Source organism: Mesorhizobium sp. M0808 (assembly GCF_040320025.1).
Classification (GTDB): domain Bacteria; phylum Pseudomonadota; class Alphaproteobacteria; order Rhizobiales; family Rhizobiaceae; genus Mesorhizobium.
Genome location: NZ_JAMYOX010000025.1, coordinates 60571 through 74683, shown reverse-complemented (window position 1 = coordinate 74683; position 14113 = coordinate 60571). Strand labels below are relative to the sequence as shown.

11 protein-coding genes, 1 tRNA gene and 1 pseudogene are annotated in these 14113 nt (G+C 63.5%); 7 read left to right on the top strand and 6 right to left on the bottom strand.

From position 1 onward, the window contains the following. Positions 1 to 14 precede the first annotated feature (14 nt). Entirely contained in the window at positions 15 to 3746 is a 3732-nt protein-coding gene (locus NKI25_RS24410) for a PAS domain S-box protein (RefSeq protein WP_352829343.1), read from the bottom strand. A gap of 253 nt (positions 3747 to 3999) precedes the next feature. On the opposite strand from NKI25_RS24410, the gene NKI25_RS24405 reads away from it, so the two are divergent. Further along, positions 4000 to 4458 carry a phasin gene (locus tag NKI25_RS24405; protein ID WP_023677458.1) on the top strand — a complete coding sequence of 153 codons (459 nt, stop codon included), beginning with the start codon at positions 4000 to 4002 and terminating at the stop codon, positions 4456 to 4458. 345 nt (positions 4459 to 4803) lie between these two features. After that, positions 4804 to 4880 (top strand) — tRNA-His (locus NKI25_RS24400). Positions 4881 to 4941: 61 nt separating this feature from the next. Here the strand turns inward: NKI25_RS24400 and NKI25_RS24395 are convergent. Continuing rightward, entirely contained in the window at positions 4942 to 5850 is a 909-nt protein-coding gene (locus NKI25_RS24395; RefSeq protein WP_352634650.1) for a LysR family transcriptional regulator, read from the bottom strand. A gap of 136 nt (positions 5851 to 5986) precedes the next feature. Between NKI25_RS24395 and NKI25_RS24390 the strand changes: the two genes are divergently transcribed. From NKI25_RS24390 to NKI25_RS24375, 4 genes and pseudogenes are all read left to right on the top strand, one after another. Next, positions 5987 to 6739, top strand: coding sequence for an SDR family NAD(P)-dependent oxidoreductase (locus NKI25_RS24390; RefSeq protein ID WP_352999630.1), 753 nt, complete (start codon positions 5987 to 5989; stop codon positions 6737 to 6739). A gap of 77 nt (positions 6740 to 6816) precedes the next feature. Beyond that, positions 6817 to 7519: pseudogene (locus NKI25_RS24385) on the top strand (SDR family oxidoreductase). Beyond that, positions 7519 to 7863, top strand: coding sequence for an Atu4866 domain-containing protein (locus NKI25_RS24380; protein WP_352634646.1), 345 nt, complete (start codon positions 7519 to 7521; stop codon positions 7861 to 7863). Before NKI25_RS24385 ends, NKI25_RS24380 begins: the two are co-directional and overlap by 1 nt. Before the next feature lie 509 nt (positions 7864 to 8372). Next, positions 8373 to 8627 (top strand): DUF768 domain-containing protein, encoded by a 255-nt coding sequence (locus NKI25_RS24375; protein WP_023677464.1) that lies wholly within the window; start codon positions 8373 to 8375, stop codon positions 8625 to 8627. 60 nt (positions 8628 to 8687) lie between these two features. Here NKI25_RS24375 and NKI25_RS24370 read toward each other — a convergent pair whose 3' ends face one another. The 3 genes from NKI25_RS24370 to NKI25_RS24360 form a co-directional block, all read right to left on the bottom strand. Then, positions 8688 to 9815: a DmpA family aminopeptidase gene (locus NKI25_RS24370; RefSeq protein WP_352634644.1), complete on the bottom strand. Its 1128-nt coding sequence runs from the start codon at positions 9813 to 9815 to the stop codon at positions 8688 to 8690. 7 nt (positions 9816 to 9822) lie between these two features. Continuing rightward, positions 9823 to 11388 carry an exodeoxyribonuclease VII large subunit gene (gene xseA, locus NKI25_RS24365; RefSeq protein WP_352634642.1) on the bottom strand — a complete coding sequence of 522 codons (1566 nt, stop codon included), beginning with the start codon at positions 11386 to 11388 and terminating at the stop codon, positions 9823 to 9825. A 70-nt stretch (positions 11389 to 11458) separates the two neighbouring features. After that, on the bottom strand, positions 11459 to 12415 hold the full coding sequence (locus NKI25_RS24360) for a LysR substrate-binding domain-containing protein (protein WP_023680469.1): 957 nt from the start codon (positions 12413 to 12415) through the stop codon (positions 11459 to 11461). Positions 12416 to 12593: 178 nt separating this feature from the next. Between NKI25_RS24360 and NKI25_RS24355 the strand changes: the two genes are divergently transcribed. Beyond that, a complete protein-coding gene (locus tag NKI25_RS24355) occupies positions 12594 to 12884 on the top strand; it encodes a DUF1127 domain-containing protein (protein WP_031213160.1) in 291 nt (96 codons plus the stop codon). A gap of 175 nt (positions 12885 to 13059) precedes the next feature. On the opposite strand, the gene NKI25_RS24350 is transcribed toward NKI25_RS24355, so the two are convergent. Continuing rightward, a complete protein-coding gene (locus tag NKI25_RS24350) occupies positions 13060 to 14028 on the bottom strand; it encodes a DUF937 domain-containing protein (RefSeq protein ID WP_352691086.1) in 969 nt (322 codons plus the stop codon). Between the last annotated feature and the right edge of the window lie 85 nt (positions 14029 to 14113).

The window sequence follows — 14113 nt, the reverse complement described above, 5'->3', positions numbered from 1 at the left end:
TTGCGCAACCATAGCTAACCGGCGAGCACGCGGGTCGAGGGAAAGGCGACTTCGACCAGGGTTCCCTCGCCGGGCGTCGAGTTGATGGTGAACCGGGCCCGGTTCGCTTCGACCATCGCCTTGGTCAGCGGCAGCCCAAGACCCGTGCCGTCGCCACGGCCGCGCTTCAGCGCATTGATCTGCTTGAACGGCTTCAGCGCCTGCTCGATCTCGGACTGGCTCATGCCGATGCCGGTATCGCGCACGCGCATGACGACATCGCCGGAGAGCTCGTAAGCCGTCGACACGATCACCTGGCCGCCAGCCTGCGTGTAGCGGACGGCGTTCGACAGGATGTTGAGCGCGATCTGCCGCACGCTGCGCAGATCGGCCACCACTTCCGGCAGCCGCGAGGCGAAGCTGGAGCGGATGATGACGCGTTCCCGGTTGGCTTGCGGCTGCATCATCGCCACGGTTTCGGCCAGCGTGTCGTTAAGCGACACCGCCTCATAGGCCATCTCCTGCTGGCCGGCCTCGATTTTCGAAATGTCGAGCAGGTCGTTGACCAGATCGAGCACGTGGTTGCCCGAACGGTTGATGTCGCGCAGATAGTCGCGATAGCGGTCATTGGCCACCGGCCCGAATTTCTCGTCGACCATCAGCTCGGAAAAGCCGATTATGGCGTTGAGCGGCGTGCGGATCTCGTGGCTGATGCGGGCCAGAAAATCGGTCTTCTGCGACGAGGCGCGTTCGGCGACCGCGCGCGCCTGGGTCAAGTCCTCTTCGGCCCGCTTCCACTGGGTGATATCGCGCACCACCGCACAGAAGCCGCTGTCGTTGGGCAGCCTGCCGATGGTCATGAACAGCGGAATGAAACGCCCCTGCGCCTCGCGCCCGATCACCTCGCGGCCATCGTTCATCACGCTTGCAACGCCGGGCTCCGACAACCCCTCGAGATAGTCACGCGCCGCGCGCTGGCTTTCGATCGCAAACAGCGAGACGAACGGTTTGCCGGTCACCTCGTCGCTGTCGAAGCCGAACAGCGCTTCCGCCGGACGGCTAATTGAACGGATCGTTCCGTTACGGCCGATCAGCACGACGCCGTCGGTGGCGGTGTCGATGATGGTGCGCATTTCGGCAATGCGTGCCTTGAGCTCGGAAACATCCGGCTGCGTTTGGTCTTCGGCGGCGCCATGCGGAATGGCTGCTGCTTCGTCGTCGCCGGAACGGCGTACGACCAGCATCAGCGCCTTGCCGTTACCCCAGGGCACGGAGCGCAAAATCGCGTCGATCGGAAATTCCTGACCGTCGCGCGTCTTCAGCCGCAGAGCGCGGTCGCCGCCGTCGGAACTGCCGTCGTCGGCATAAGGGTCGGCAAACAGCGCGCCGAGCCCGCCGGCCTCGTCCAGGGCATTGAGCGTCGCATAGCCGGTCAAGCCGAGGAATTCGTCGTTCGCGTAATGCAGCTGGTCGCCGGAATGGATAAGCACCGGCACTGGCAGCTTGCCGAGGATCGAGGTATCCGGCCCCTTGTTGTCCTCTCCGGCAAACGCCGACGGCACGAAGCCGTCGAGTTTGAGCGGTGGTGCCTGCAGCCGCGCGATGGGCGGCACCTGGCCGGCAACGTCGGCTGCGGCTGCGCTGTCCTCGGACCAATCCTCGCTGTCCTCGGCGTCACGGAAATCTTCGGCCGTCATGCTGTCGTCGTCGCCATCCCGCGGCGCTTCGGCGACGATCGTTCGACGGTTCGTGCTGGGCTCAATGCCTTCCTGCGCTTCGTCGCTGGGTTCGCGGTCGGCATAGTCGAGCAGCGATCCGGAAACAGGGCGTGTGACGGGTTCGCCGGCTTGCGCCTCTGCTTCCGCCTCATCGGGCTGCTCGCCGTCGAGCCGGGCGAGATCCTTCTGGTCTTCGGCATCGGCCTCGGGCGGTTCGGCGGCAGCCGCCCCGCTTTCCGGACCTTGCGCCGGCATCTCACCCTTGTCCGCCAGCCCGGCTTCTTTCAGCTTTGGCTCGTCGGCCTTGCCGGCTGCCTCGACTTTCTCAACCGGCTTCTGCTTTCCGGCGCTGGGCTGTTCTTCGGCCGGGGTGCTGTCCCTCTTGAGACGCTCGCCAATCTCGCGAAACGCGCTGCGTTCCAGCGTCGACAGGCCCTTGTCGTTGGCCGGCTGCCGGTGCTCGGCCAGCCGGATCACCTTGTCGGCAAAGCGCCGCTCGGGTTTTGGCACGATGGTCAATGCCGGCACTTCGCCCCTGAACGGATCGGCGGGTTTAGGTGTCTCGGGGAGAGGTTCGACGGCTTTCGGCCCGATGGTCGCGGCAGGTTTCTCCTCGGCGACAAGGGCCATGCCGACGGCATCCGGATCGACCACCGCATCGCCGCTCCTGGCCACGCCGAAACCGCGAAAACCTTCGAAAACCCGGCTGCGGCTGTAAACCGGGAGCGCCGCCAGATCGACGGGTATCTTCAGATCGGTGCCGGCGACCGGCCACAGCACGGAGCGGCCGGACCAGGTGTCGCGCCGTTCGAGCAGGCCGGCAATCTCGCCAGAAGCATCGAGGCCATAGGCGGCCGAAACATCCTCGAAGCGACGTCCGATCACGTCGGCTGCAGGCTTGCCGACGAGCTCGGCAAATTCCGGCGACAGGGCGCTGAAATGGCCCTCCGCGTCGGTACGCCAGACGAAACGCATGGGCGCGGCGGTGCGATCGATCGCCGAAGCGCGGTGTTCGGCCGGCGAGGCGGCTTTGGTGGCTTTTGCGGCGCTTTCCGGCGAAGTATCCGGGCTGGCTGGGGTCTCGACTTTGCCGGACACAGCTGCCCCGGGCGAGATCTGCGTGTCGTCGCCGGCATTGAAGTACCAATGGTCATGCTGCGTCGGCGTTTCGCTAGCCGTGCGGTGATCGCCGGCCGCGTCGGCAGGTTCGTGCTCCGCCGATGCCGAGGTTCCTTCCATCGCTGCAAGGTCGATCTCCGCCGCGCCGGTGCTGGTGATTGGCTGCTCGTTGTCCTGGTTCGTTGGCTGGGGAAGATCGCCACCGCTCGGTGCCGCTGCCCCCTCGGTTTCCCCGCCGGCGCGCTCGCCATCGGGGGCCTCGCCGTCAAGCCGGTCCTCGTCGATCACCACCAGCAGGTGCCGCTCTTCCGTCAGCCGGGCAAGGCCCGCGGGATAGGAGCTGGACCCACCCGGAACCAGGCGCTTGACGATGCGGTCGCTCTCGTTCGCCACGTCGGCGACAAGTGCGGCCAGCGTCTCAGGCCGGATGCCGAGCGCCGAAAAGCCGTCCGATGCGGCGTCGATATTGCCCTTGGCATCGACAAAGGCGATGTAGTGGCCGTCTTCCGTAAAGCCACCGATGGCGCGGTCGGCGATCTCGGCCGCGCTGCGCGAGCCGGTCTGCGCCGCCGGCAGCGCCAGCATGATTGCTTCCTCGCCATCGGGCATGGTCACTGCGCTGGCCAGGAAGCCGACCGCGCGGCTGGTCAGGCCAGTCGCCAGCCGGACCGTGATGGCACGGTCGCGGCCGATCTGCGGAAAACCGCTGGTTGCCATGATCTGGCGCCTGGCGATCAGCGGCAAACCTGCCGAGGCGCCGATGATCGCGCCGATGTCGGGATAGCCGAATACCGCTGCGCCGGGGCCGTTGGCCCAGATCACCTGCTCGAGATCTGCCGACAGAATAGCGATCGCGTCGCCTGCGGCGAAGCCCAGGCGGACGGCGTCGAGCACGGCGACATCGAGGAAGGAGTAGTTTTCAGCCGGCATGCGCTTGGCGACCCTCACAGAGCGGGCAATTTGCGGTTAACGCTTTGTTAATAAAAGCCGACGGCGCGAAGGTCCACAAGTCATAGCGTGCAACCAGCGGAATCTCTAGGCGCGTGGTTAACGCCGCGAACCAAATATTTTATGGTGCGATGCAACAAACATGTTGCAATGCACAAAATTTGCCTTTATATTGCCATGATAGATGAACGAGACGGCATTTTGTCAAAGCCGCTGCCGCTGAAAAGGATGGAAAATGTCCAGGACCAAGACTGCTGAAACGATTGAAAACGTTGAATTCCCGAGCTTCGACGCTTCCAAGGCCACCGACCAGATCCGCGCCTTCGCCGAAAAGGGCGTCGAGCAGTCGAAAGAGGCCTATGCAAAGCTGAAGACCGGCGCCGAGGAGACCCAGAAGGCGCTGGAGTCGACCTATGAGACCGCCAAGACCGTTTCCAGCGACCTGTCGCTCAAGACCATCGCCGCCTTGCGTGCCAATGCCGAAGCCGGCTTCTCGCATTTCGAAGCCCTGATCGGCGCCAAGTCGCTGTCGGAAGTCGTCGAGCTGCAGACAGCATTCGTGCGCAAACAGGTCGAATTGACCGTCGAGCAGGCCAAGGACTTCCAGGCGGTTGCTGTCAAGGCGGCCGAGGACGTATCCAAGCCGATCAAGACCGCCTTCGAAAAGGCCGTGAAAGAAATCAAGATCGCCTAATATTTGCGCACAGTTTGACGATGCATCAAAAGGTCGCATTTCGTCAGACAAATAGATGTGCGATATAATTGTTTCAAACGAATACCCGGCGGGTGGAACCTCCTCCCTCTGCTCACCGGGGTGACCAGCCAGCACCTCCTCCCGCTGGCTCGTAACAGGAAAGGCCGGCACCTCCTCCCGCCGGCCTTTTCTTTGTCCGGCGAAAAATGACGCGATGCCGGAGCGATCTTTTGCTTTGCCAAAAGCCTTGAATTAAACTCCGATAGCCCGTATGGACGCATCGCCGAACGACAGAGCGGGTCCCGGAGAATGAACGTTCCGTCTGGATCTCGCTCGGGCAAGCGTGCCGTTGTAGCTCAGATGGTTAGAGCGCCGGATTGTGGATCCGGAGGTCGCTGGTTCGATCCCAGCCAACGGTACCATTCAGCTTTCAGCCAGGTTTCTGACCAATAGCGCCGAGCGTTCACTACGATCCCGTAGCGCTCACCCACGGTCCCGCGCCTGACGCGCGCCGCGCAGGTGATCCACGAGGGCTCTCAGCTTCGGCGCGATATTCCGTCGGCTTGGGAAATAGAGATAGAAACCCGCAAACGGCGGAAAATAGCCGTCCAGGATTGGCACGAGCTCGCCGCGGTCGAGCCAGGGGCGGAATGTATCGGCCATGCCGAACGTGATTCCGGCGCCTGCAACGGCCAGCCGGATCATCAGCCACATGTCGTTGGTAGTGATCTCGGGCGCAACCGCCACGTCGAACTCGCGCCCGTCCTCGCCGAACTCCCACCGATAGGGCGAAACTCCCGGCGCCGGCCGCCAGCCGATACAGCGATGTGCCACAAGCTCGCGCGGATGGGCGGGTGCTCCGAACTTTTCGAGATAGCGCGGGGCGCAGACGGCCATCTGCCGCTGATCGCCCGATACCGGCACGGCAATCATGTCCTGCTCGATCACTTCGCCGAGCCTCACTCCCGCATCATAGCCTTCGGCAACGATGTCGAATTCCTCGTCGGTGACCACAATATCCAGATGCACCTCGGGAAACCTTTCTGCAAAGGACGCCAGCAACGGTCCTGACAGAAAGGCCTCTGCGATAGACGAAACCGCGATCCGCAGGCGGCCGCGCGGGCGGTCCAGCAACTCCGTGGTGGCTTCGATTGCCGCGTTCACGTCGGCGATCGCCGGTGCGACGCTCGCCAGCAGGCGCTCGCCCGCTTCGGTCAGGTTGACGCTGCGTGTCGTGCGCTGCAGCAATGCGATGCCAAGGCGCTGTTCAAGCCTGAGGATGCTCTGGCTGACCGCCGAGCGCGTCACGCCCAGCCGGCCTGCCGCAGCACGAAAATTGCGTTCCTCGGCCACCGCGACGAAGACGGCAATTGCATTGAGATCGATATCCATTGGTTAGTCAAACTTACCATCGAGGTTAACGGCGGGCGGGTTATCGCGACAATGCCACGGCTCTATCTCTGTCGCAACGGCAAGAAGGCTTGATCCTCCCGATCCAAGCCGAAGCCGACCGACAAGGAGATATCCCATGACATCACTCCCTTCCTCCTGGGACCTGGATGGAAAAGTCGCCCTCGTGACCGGCGCGGCACGCGGCATCGGCCGCTGCGCGGCGGAACTGCTGCGGGCGCGGGGCGCCCGGATCGTGGCAAGCGATCTCAGCGACAGCGTACGCGAATTGGAAGCCGAGGATGTGGCAACGCTGGTCGGCGATGTCGCCGACGAGGACCTGGCCAGACGCTCGGTCGAACTCGCCGCGAAGCGCTTCGGACGACTTGACATCGTCGTGAACAATGCCGGTCGCACGCTCAACAAACGACTGACTGAGACCTCGGTCGACGACTATGACCGCATTCTGCAGATCAACGCGCGCGGCAGCTTCGTCACTGCCCGTGCCGCAGTGGAATTGATGGCTGCCGGCGGTAGCGGCGCGATCGTCAATGTCTCGTCGATCTCGGCCGTCGCGGCCTTCGAGACGCAGGCGGCCTATGCCTCCTCCAAGGCGGCTGTCGCACAGCTGACCAAGGTGATCGCGATCGAATACGGGCGCATGGGCATTCGCTGCAACGCCGTTGCCCCTGGCGTGATCGAAACCGACATCATGGAAGGTGTGGTGGAGAATGGCCGGGAGATGCTGCGCAGCTTCGGCAGCGCGCATCCAATCGGCCGGATCGGCCAGCCGCAAGAAGTTGCCGAGGCCATCGCCTTTCTTGCCTCGCCGGCATCCAGCTTCATCACCGGGGCCTTGCTTCTGGTCGATGGCGGCTACACCGCCCAGTGACCCCAAATAAGGCTGACGCACCGCACGCCATCCCTTCACATCGTGAAAATAATCACAGAACCAAAAGGATCATCTCGATGACCATGAACAGAGTTGTTCTGATCACCGGTGCCTCCAGCGGCATCGGTGCTGGCATTGCCCGCGAGCTTGGCGTGGCAGGTGCGAAGCTGATGCTCGGCGCACGCCGCACCGACCGCCTTGAAGCGCTTGCGGCCGAAATCGAGGCAGCTGGTGGAACGGTTCGCGTGCGAGCGCTCGACGTCACCAGGAGGGCGGATGTCGCAGCATTCGCCGATGCCGCCCGGGCCGAATGGGGCCAGGTCGATGTCATCGTCAACAATGCGGGCCATGAAGGTCGACGAGTGGGAGCTGATGGTGGACGTCAACATCAAGGGTGTTCTGTACGGCGTCGCGGCGGTTCTGCCCGAGATGACGGCACGCGGCTCCGGTCACATCATCAATATCGGTTCCATTGGCGCACTGGCCGTCTCGCCCACGGCTGCCGTCTATTGCGCAACGAAATACGCTGTCCGCGCGATTTCCGATGGGCTCCGCCAGGAGAGTGACGATATCCGCGTAACCTGCATTCATCCTGGCGTGGTGGAAAGCGAGCTGGCGAACACGATCTCCGACGAAGCCGCCGCCGCCGCCATGAAAACCTGGCGTGCTATTGCCCTGCAACCCGATGCCATCGCCAGGGCAGTGCGCTACGCAATCGAACAGCCCGACGATGTCGACGTCAACGAGATCGTCGTGCGTCCGACGAAGGCGGCGCATTGATGCGATCCACTTTGGCCGCAGTGCTTACGGATATTGCCGTTGCTGTAGCTCCAACCGGCCTGACCCTTCCTGCAACTCCAATCCTTGCGGAGGAACCAATGACGCACCAAGATCATCCCTATGTCGGAATGTGGGTCACCGAGGATCGCCATATCAGGCACGAACTCCTGCCGAACGGCCGTTATGACGAAGCGCGCGGTGACCGCGAGAGCGCCTATCGGGGACGCTATGAAGTGCAGGGCAGCCACATAGAATACTGGGACGATACGGGCTTCACCGCGGATGGTGAGTTCGTCGAAGGCGTCCTCTATCATGCCGGCATGATCCTTTACCGCCAGCGGTAGAGAGCCAACCTGGACAAGCACTTCAGGGTTCCACAAGACGCTATTGCACGCCTTGCATGAGGCGCTCGGCAGTTTGCACCGCAAGCCTCGCCACACCACATATGTCCCAGCAAGCGCGGCGGAAAGAAGCAGGATCGCCGGCAGAGTCGACATTGCAAATGGTTGTCACTATATAGCGGCGGCTTTGACGGCTCGCCTCTTACATGGTGCCGGCGAGAGCGCGGTAAATGTGCTAGTCATTGCGACATCTATTGTGATCTAAAACGGCTTGAAAACCGAAAAAAAGCAAATAGAAACAATAGCGCGGGTCGAACGAGTTTCGTCGAGAGAATCAGTCCTCAAGAACTAGAACGTGCTCCTTGAACCCTCCATTCCCTTCAGCTCTGTGGACCTCGGACAAGTTCGGCTTGCCGGGCGAAGCCGACTCGGCTCGAATGGCAGCACGCATCTTTTCGAAGATGCCGACGTTTATGAATACCAACCGGCATAGCCGCTAGGGAAACAGCAGTATGAGTGAACACGCGATCGAGTTCTTGCGCGGGTGGATTGGCGAAAAAGTCCACTGCCAGCCCTCGCCAGCCAGAATCGAGAAGCAGGCCGAGACCCTCGCCAGGGAATGTGCGGCCAAGGCTGCCGAAGCCGGCATACCCCTGGAGGATATCCAGGAAGAGGTCGGCGACATTCAGGAGCTCATTGCTTCAAGGCTCGAAGAGGCGGCCGAGGCCGATCAGGACGAGCGGAATTCCAACAAGCCTGCCGGCTGACGGACCGCCTCCGGCAAAACTTGCCGGGCAACATTGCCTGTCTGATGCAGTTGCGCGGTCTTATCGCCGCGCAGCTTTGCCAAATCTCTCCTTAAGCCATGTTTTCGGCAACGCCGGCACGAAATTGCCGTCGCGCCCGGTCATGTCGTCATTGGCGACCAGTGCGTTGAGGATGGCTTCCTCCACGCTCTGAATGACGGCGTCGAAGAACGGGTTGATGTCGGCATCCGGTATATAGCCGGCGCTGACCAGCTTGCCGGCCGCGCCGCGCGCCGCGTCGGGATTGGCCGTGCTGAAGGCCAGAAAGATATCGCCGGACGAATTGTATCCATAGCCGCCGATCAGCGCCACGCCGAGCGGCACGCGTTTCGCCAGTCTTTTCAACTGATGCGGCATGAATGGCGCATCGGTGGCGACGATCGCGATGATCGAGCTCTTTTCCGCTCGCGGCGTGTTGTCCCGGATCGCCGGTTCGGCGAGTTCCGCTCCGGCTCTGATGCCACGGATCACGAGGTTTCGCCGTGCACCGAAATTCGACTGAACGAAGCAGCCGATCGTGAAACGCTCTCCATTCCAGTCGACGCTGCGCGAGGATGTGCCGGACCCTGCCTTGAAGCCGAAGGTGATCATGCCTGTGCCGCCGCCGACGCTGCCCTCTTCGATCGGCCCGCTTTCAGCCGTTTCGAGCGCGGAAAACACGTGCTCGAAGCTCACATGGTGGCCGTTGATATCGTTCAGGAAGCCGTCGTAAGTCTCGCCCGCCACCGGCAGCGCCCAGGCGCTGTCGAGCGATTGCGGCAGCACCGTCTGCATCCAGCGCAACGTTGCGTCGCGGCTGACGCCGCAGGAATGCGTGTTGGTGATGGTGATGGGAAGATTGAACGCTCCGAGCTCCTCTATCAGATGTGAGCCGGTCAGTTCGCCATTGCCATTGGCGCTGAACACGCCGGCAAACGCAGGGACGGCCAACTCGTCTCTGGGCCATGGCAGGATCGCGGTCACGCCGGTGCGTACCGGACCCTTGCCGACGACGAGCGGCCCGTCCCCTGAGATCAGCGTGGTATAGCCGACCGTCACGCCGGGCACATCGGTGATGGCATTGAAGCGGCCTGGCGTGCCATCGAATGGGATCGCGAAGGCGCGGGCGCGCAGTTTGCCCGAGGGCGTCGCGAGATGCGGGTCGGTCATTTTTTCCTCAGAAAAGCGAACCTTGGCCGCCCGGCGCCTTGAGCTTGGCCGCGGGCTTGGCAACCGTCTTCGGCCGCGCCGTGCCACTGATGGCGACTGCATCGGCGGTGCCGTCGGCGAACTCCAGCGAAAGCGCCATTCCCGACGCCACTTCCGCCGCATGCTTGACCACCGCGCCGTCCGCATCCTTGACCAGCGCGAAGCCTCGCGCCAGCACGGCCTTGTGCGAGAGCGTCGCCAGCAGCCGGTCTGCCTGCGTCAGTTTTCCACGCAGACGGTCCAGCCGCCGCGAAATTGCCTGGTCCTGCCGCCGCGTCAGTGCCAGCAGTGCATCGCCTTGCAGTTTCTGCCGTCTTGCGATCGGCGCCGGTGACAGTCTGGTCGCCGTGCGTGAAAACCGCGCTCGACGCTCGCGCACGATGGCGAAGAACGCCGCTTGCGCACGGGCGAGGTCGCGACGGGTCAGCGTGCGGGCTTCGTTCATGCGCCGCGACAAAGTCGCCGGCGTCAGCCGCTGCCCCAGAAGCCTGGCTCGCTTGCGCTCGACGCTGACCGACAGCGCCCGGCCGAGCCGGCTCGTCGCCTCGTCGAAGCGCCGCCGCGGCAGCGCCAGCAACTGGTCGGGCGAGGGCAGCGCCCGGGCGGCCGCGCGTGCCGCCTGCCGCTTGCGTTCGAAATTGCGGGACAGTGCGGTCTTCAACCGCGCGCCAAGGCCGGCAAGCGTCGCTTCGAGGTCGACCTTGACCGGCACGGCGATCTCGGCGGCGCCTGTCGGCGTCGGCGCCCGCACATCCGCCGCCAGATCGATCAATGTCCAGTCGGTCTCGTGGCCGACCGCAGAAATCACCGGAATGCCCGAAGCGGCGACGGCCCGGGCAAGCGCTTCGTCGTTGAACCCCCACAGGTCCTCCAGGCTGCCGCCGCCGCGCGCCACGATCAACAGATCGGGCCGCGCGATGGCGCCGTCCCATGGCAGTGCGTTGAAGCCGTTGACGGCAGCCGTCACTTCCGCACCCGCCGTCTCGCCCTGCACCCGCACCGGCCAGACGAGCACGTGCAGTGGAAACCGATCCTTGATGCGGTGGATGATGTCGCGGATGACGGCGCCTGTCGGCGAGGTGACGACGCCGATGACGCAGGGCATGAACGGCAGACGCCGCTTGCGCGACGCGTCGAACAGGCCTTCGGCCTGCAGCCGGCGCTTGCGCTCGTCCAGCAGCGCCATCAGCGCACCGGCACCGGCCGGCTCGAGATTGTCGATAACGATCTGGTAGTTCGACTTTCCGGGATAGGTGGTGAGCCGGCCGGTGGCGATCACCTCCATGCCTTCCTCTGGACGGAATTTCAGCCGGCTCATCGTGGTCTTCCACACCACGGCGTCGAGCCGCGCGCGATCGTCCTTCAGGCAGAAATAGGCATGGCCGGAGGAATGCGGTCCGCGATAGCCGGAAATCTCGCCGCGCACCCGTACATTGCCGAAGACGTCCTCGACCGTACGCTTCAGCGCGCCGGAAATTTCGCTCACCGTATATTCGGTGGCGTTGGTGCGTGATTCGGATGCTGCGTCGCTCATCGGCCGATTGGGGGACGATTGCTGGCCGGCGTCAAGGCGGCCGTGTTCGATGTCCGCCCCAATCGCGCGATCACCAGCCCGGCAGAATCTGGTTCGGCTTGGTCCGCTTCATCTTGGCGAAGGCGAGGGCGGCGAAATCGAACGTGCCGGTCTCCTCGCCGAGTGGCACGGAAATATTGTCGAGGCTCTCCGAAATGTGGCGCGCAAGCGCGTCGACGATCTCCGGCCGCGAGGTCTGACCGCGCATGATGCCGATGCGGCAATCGGGCAGGGCGCCGAAACCGTCGGCCTCGCCCAGCACCCGCATGCCGGGCCGCAGGGCGCATTCCGGCAGCACCGAGATCGCCAGACCGGAAAGCACCGCGGCTGCGATGACGGTGGCAGAGAAGCTGGTGAACAGGATGCGATAGTCGCGGCTCTGCTGATCGAGCACGTCGGCGGCGGCCCGCCGCCAGATGCAGTTCGGCCGGCCGAAGGCCATCGGCAGGATCGGCTGCTCATGCGTCGCATGGTTGGCCGAGGTAACCCACAGCAGCGGTTCGCGCCGCACCACTTCCGACTGGCCACGCGCGTCGTTGTGCGTCACCAGCGCCAGGTCGAGATTGCCGCGCTTGATGTGTTCGACCAGTCCCGGCGTCGGTTCGCAGATAACGGTCAGTTCGACATGCGGGTTGGAACGGGCAAACCGCGCCATGATCTCTGGCAGGAAGCGATCGGCATAATCGTCCGGCGTGCCGATGCGGATGGTGCCTTCGAGCCGGCGGTCGTCGAAGGCGGCCAGTGTTTCCTTGTTGAGATAGAGCAGCCGCCTTGCGTAGGAGAGCAGTCTGTCGCCTTCCTCGGTCAGCCTGTTGGTGCGGCCGTCTTTTTCGAACAGCGGCTTGCCGATCCGTTCCTCCAGCCGCCGCATCTGCATCGACACCGCAGACTGGGTCCGATGCACCGCTTCCGCCGCGCGGGTAAAGCTGCCGGTGTCGACAATCGAGATGAAGGTCTGCAACTGATCGAGATCGAGCGGCGCTTTCATTGGCCTAATCCATCATTGATGCTGATGCTAAAGATTAGAAACATTCGTTGGATTAATCAATCGGGCCATGGCAAATTCCGATTGTCCACATGAAGGCATGTGAATCGAAGCCGGAACGGCCGCTGTCGCCAGCGCCCGATCGACCGGTTTCGCCCGTTCGAATGTGAAGGAGACCGACATGGCTACGTTTGATTTCGCTACCGAGACCTCGCGCATCACCTCGCGTCCGGCCGTTGCGACGCGCGTGGCCAATGCCGCTGCCAATGTTTACCGCGCCTGGAGAAACCGCCGCGCCTTTTATCGCCTCGGCGAGATGTCGGATGCCGAACTCGCCGACATCGGCCTGACCCGCGCCGACCTGCACGTCGCTGTCGGTGTACCCTTTGGCCGCGATCCGACAGAAAGGCTTCGCGTCATCGCGGTCGAGCGCGCCGAAACGATCGAGGATATTGCCTGCAAGGTCGTGTGATCGCGTGGTTTCGCCGTTCGGGCGCGTTGAACCTTTTTGAGGCACGACGCCACTAAGTTACGCAGGCTCCCCACTCCCTGCCGGATCCCCCCGGCCAGCCTGCGCGCTGCCCGGTCCTCCCAGGACCGGGCTTTCTTTTTTGGGCGGCACTGATGATTGGTTGCCGGTGTCTGGTCTAGCGCCGGCCCATGCCCTGCTTGAACTGGTCGAAGATCGACTCCATGCCTTTCTGGTAGTCGTCGCGCTGCTGGGCGCCTGTCTCGAACATCTTGCCGAACAGGTCGTCAAACGGATTTCTCGGCCTGCCGCTCGGATTGGCCTGCGGCTGCGGCGCCTGGGGTTGCTGCGGCGCCTGACGCGGCTGAGACTGCGGTGCGCCACCGCCGAACATGTCCTGCAGTACTTTGCCGAGCGGATTGTCACCATAAGGGTTCTGTGTTTGCTGGGGTTGGTTCTGCGGCTGCTGCGGCTGTGGTGCACCGCCGCCGAACATATCCTGCAGCACCTTGCCCAGCGGGTTGTCGCCGTAAGGGCTCTGCGTCTGTTGCGGCTGCTGCCCGCCGAACATATCCTGCAGCACCTTGCCGAGCGGGTTATCCGTGGGGCCTGCAGGCTGAGGGGCCGGCGCCTGGCCGCCGCCGCCCGCCTGCCGCATCATCTGCTCGATGAGCTCGCCAAGCGGATTGCCGCCACCGCCTGCCGCATGTATCTGCCCGCCTAACTGGTTGGTGGTCTGCTTGAACAGCCCGCCCATCATCATCGAGGCGATTGCCGGCAGCATCTGCTGCAACACCTGCTGGCTGACGCCGCTCGCCTGCGCGGCCTGGTTGGCGACGGCCCGCGACAGGTCCTTCGAGCCGAACAAATGGCCGAGAATGCCGTTGCCTTCATCGAGGCCCTGCGGCGAGAAGGCCCGGCTTGCATCCTCAAAATATTTGGCGTGCTGGCCGCTTGCCATCGCCGTCATGAAGGAGCCGAGCCCATAAGGGTCCGCCGTGTTGCGCTTCAGCCCCTGCGAAAAGGCCGGCAGCAGCGCCGCGACCGCCGCCTGCGTCTGCTGCTGCGAAAGCCCGAACTGCTGGGCCAGCGCCTGCATGCCGTTGCCGTTCTGGGCCTGTGCCAGAATATCGAACAATGAAGGCATTGTTTTCTCCTCCGGGAAAATCCTCGTTGGAGAAGCCTAGTTCGTTTCCATCACTGATTGAAGCGAATTTGCCGGACCATCGGCC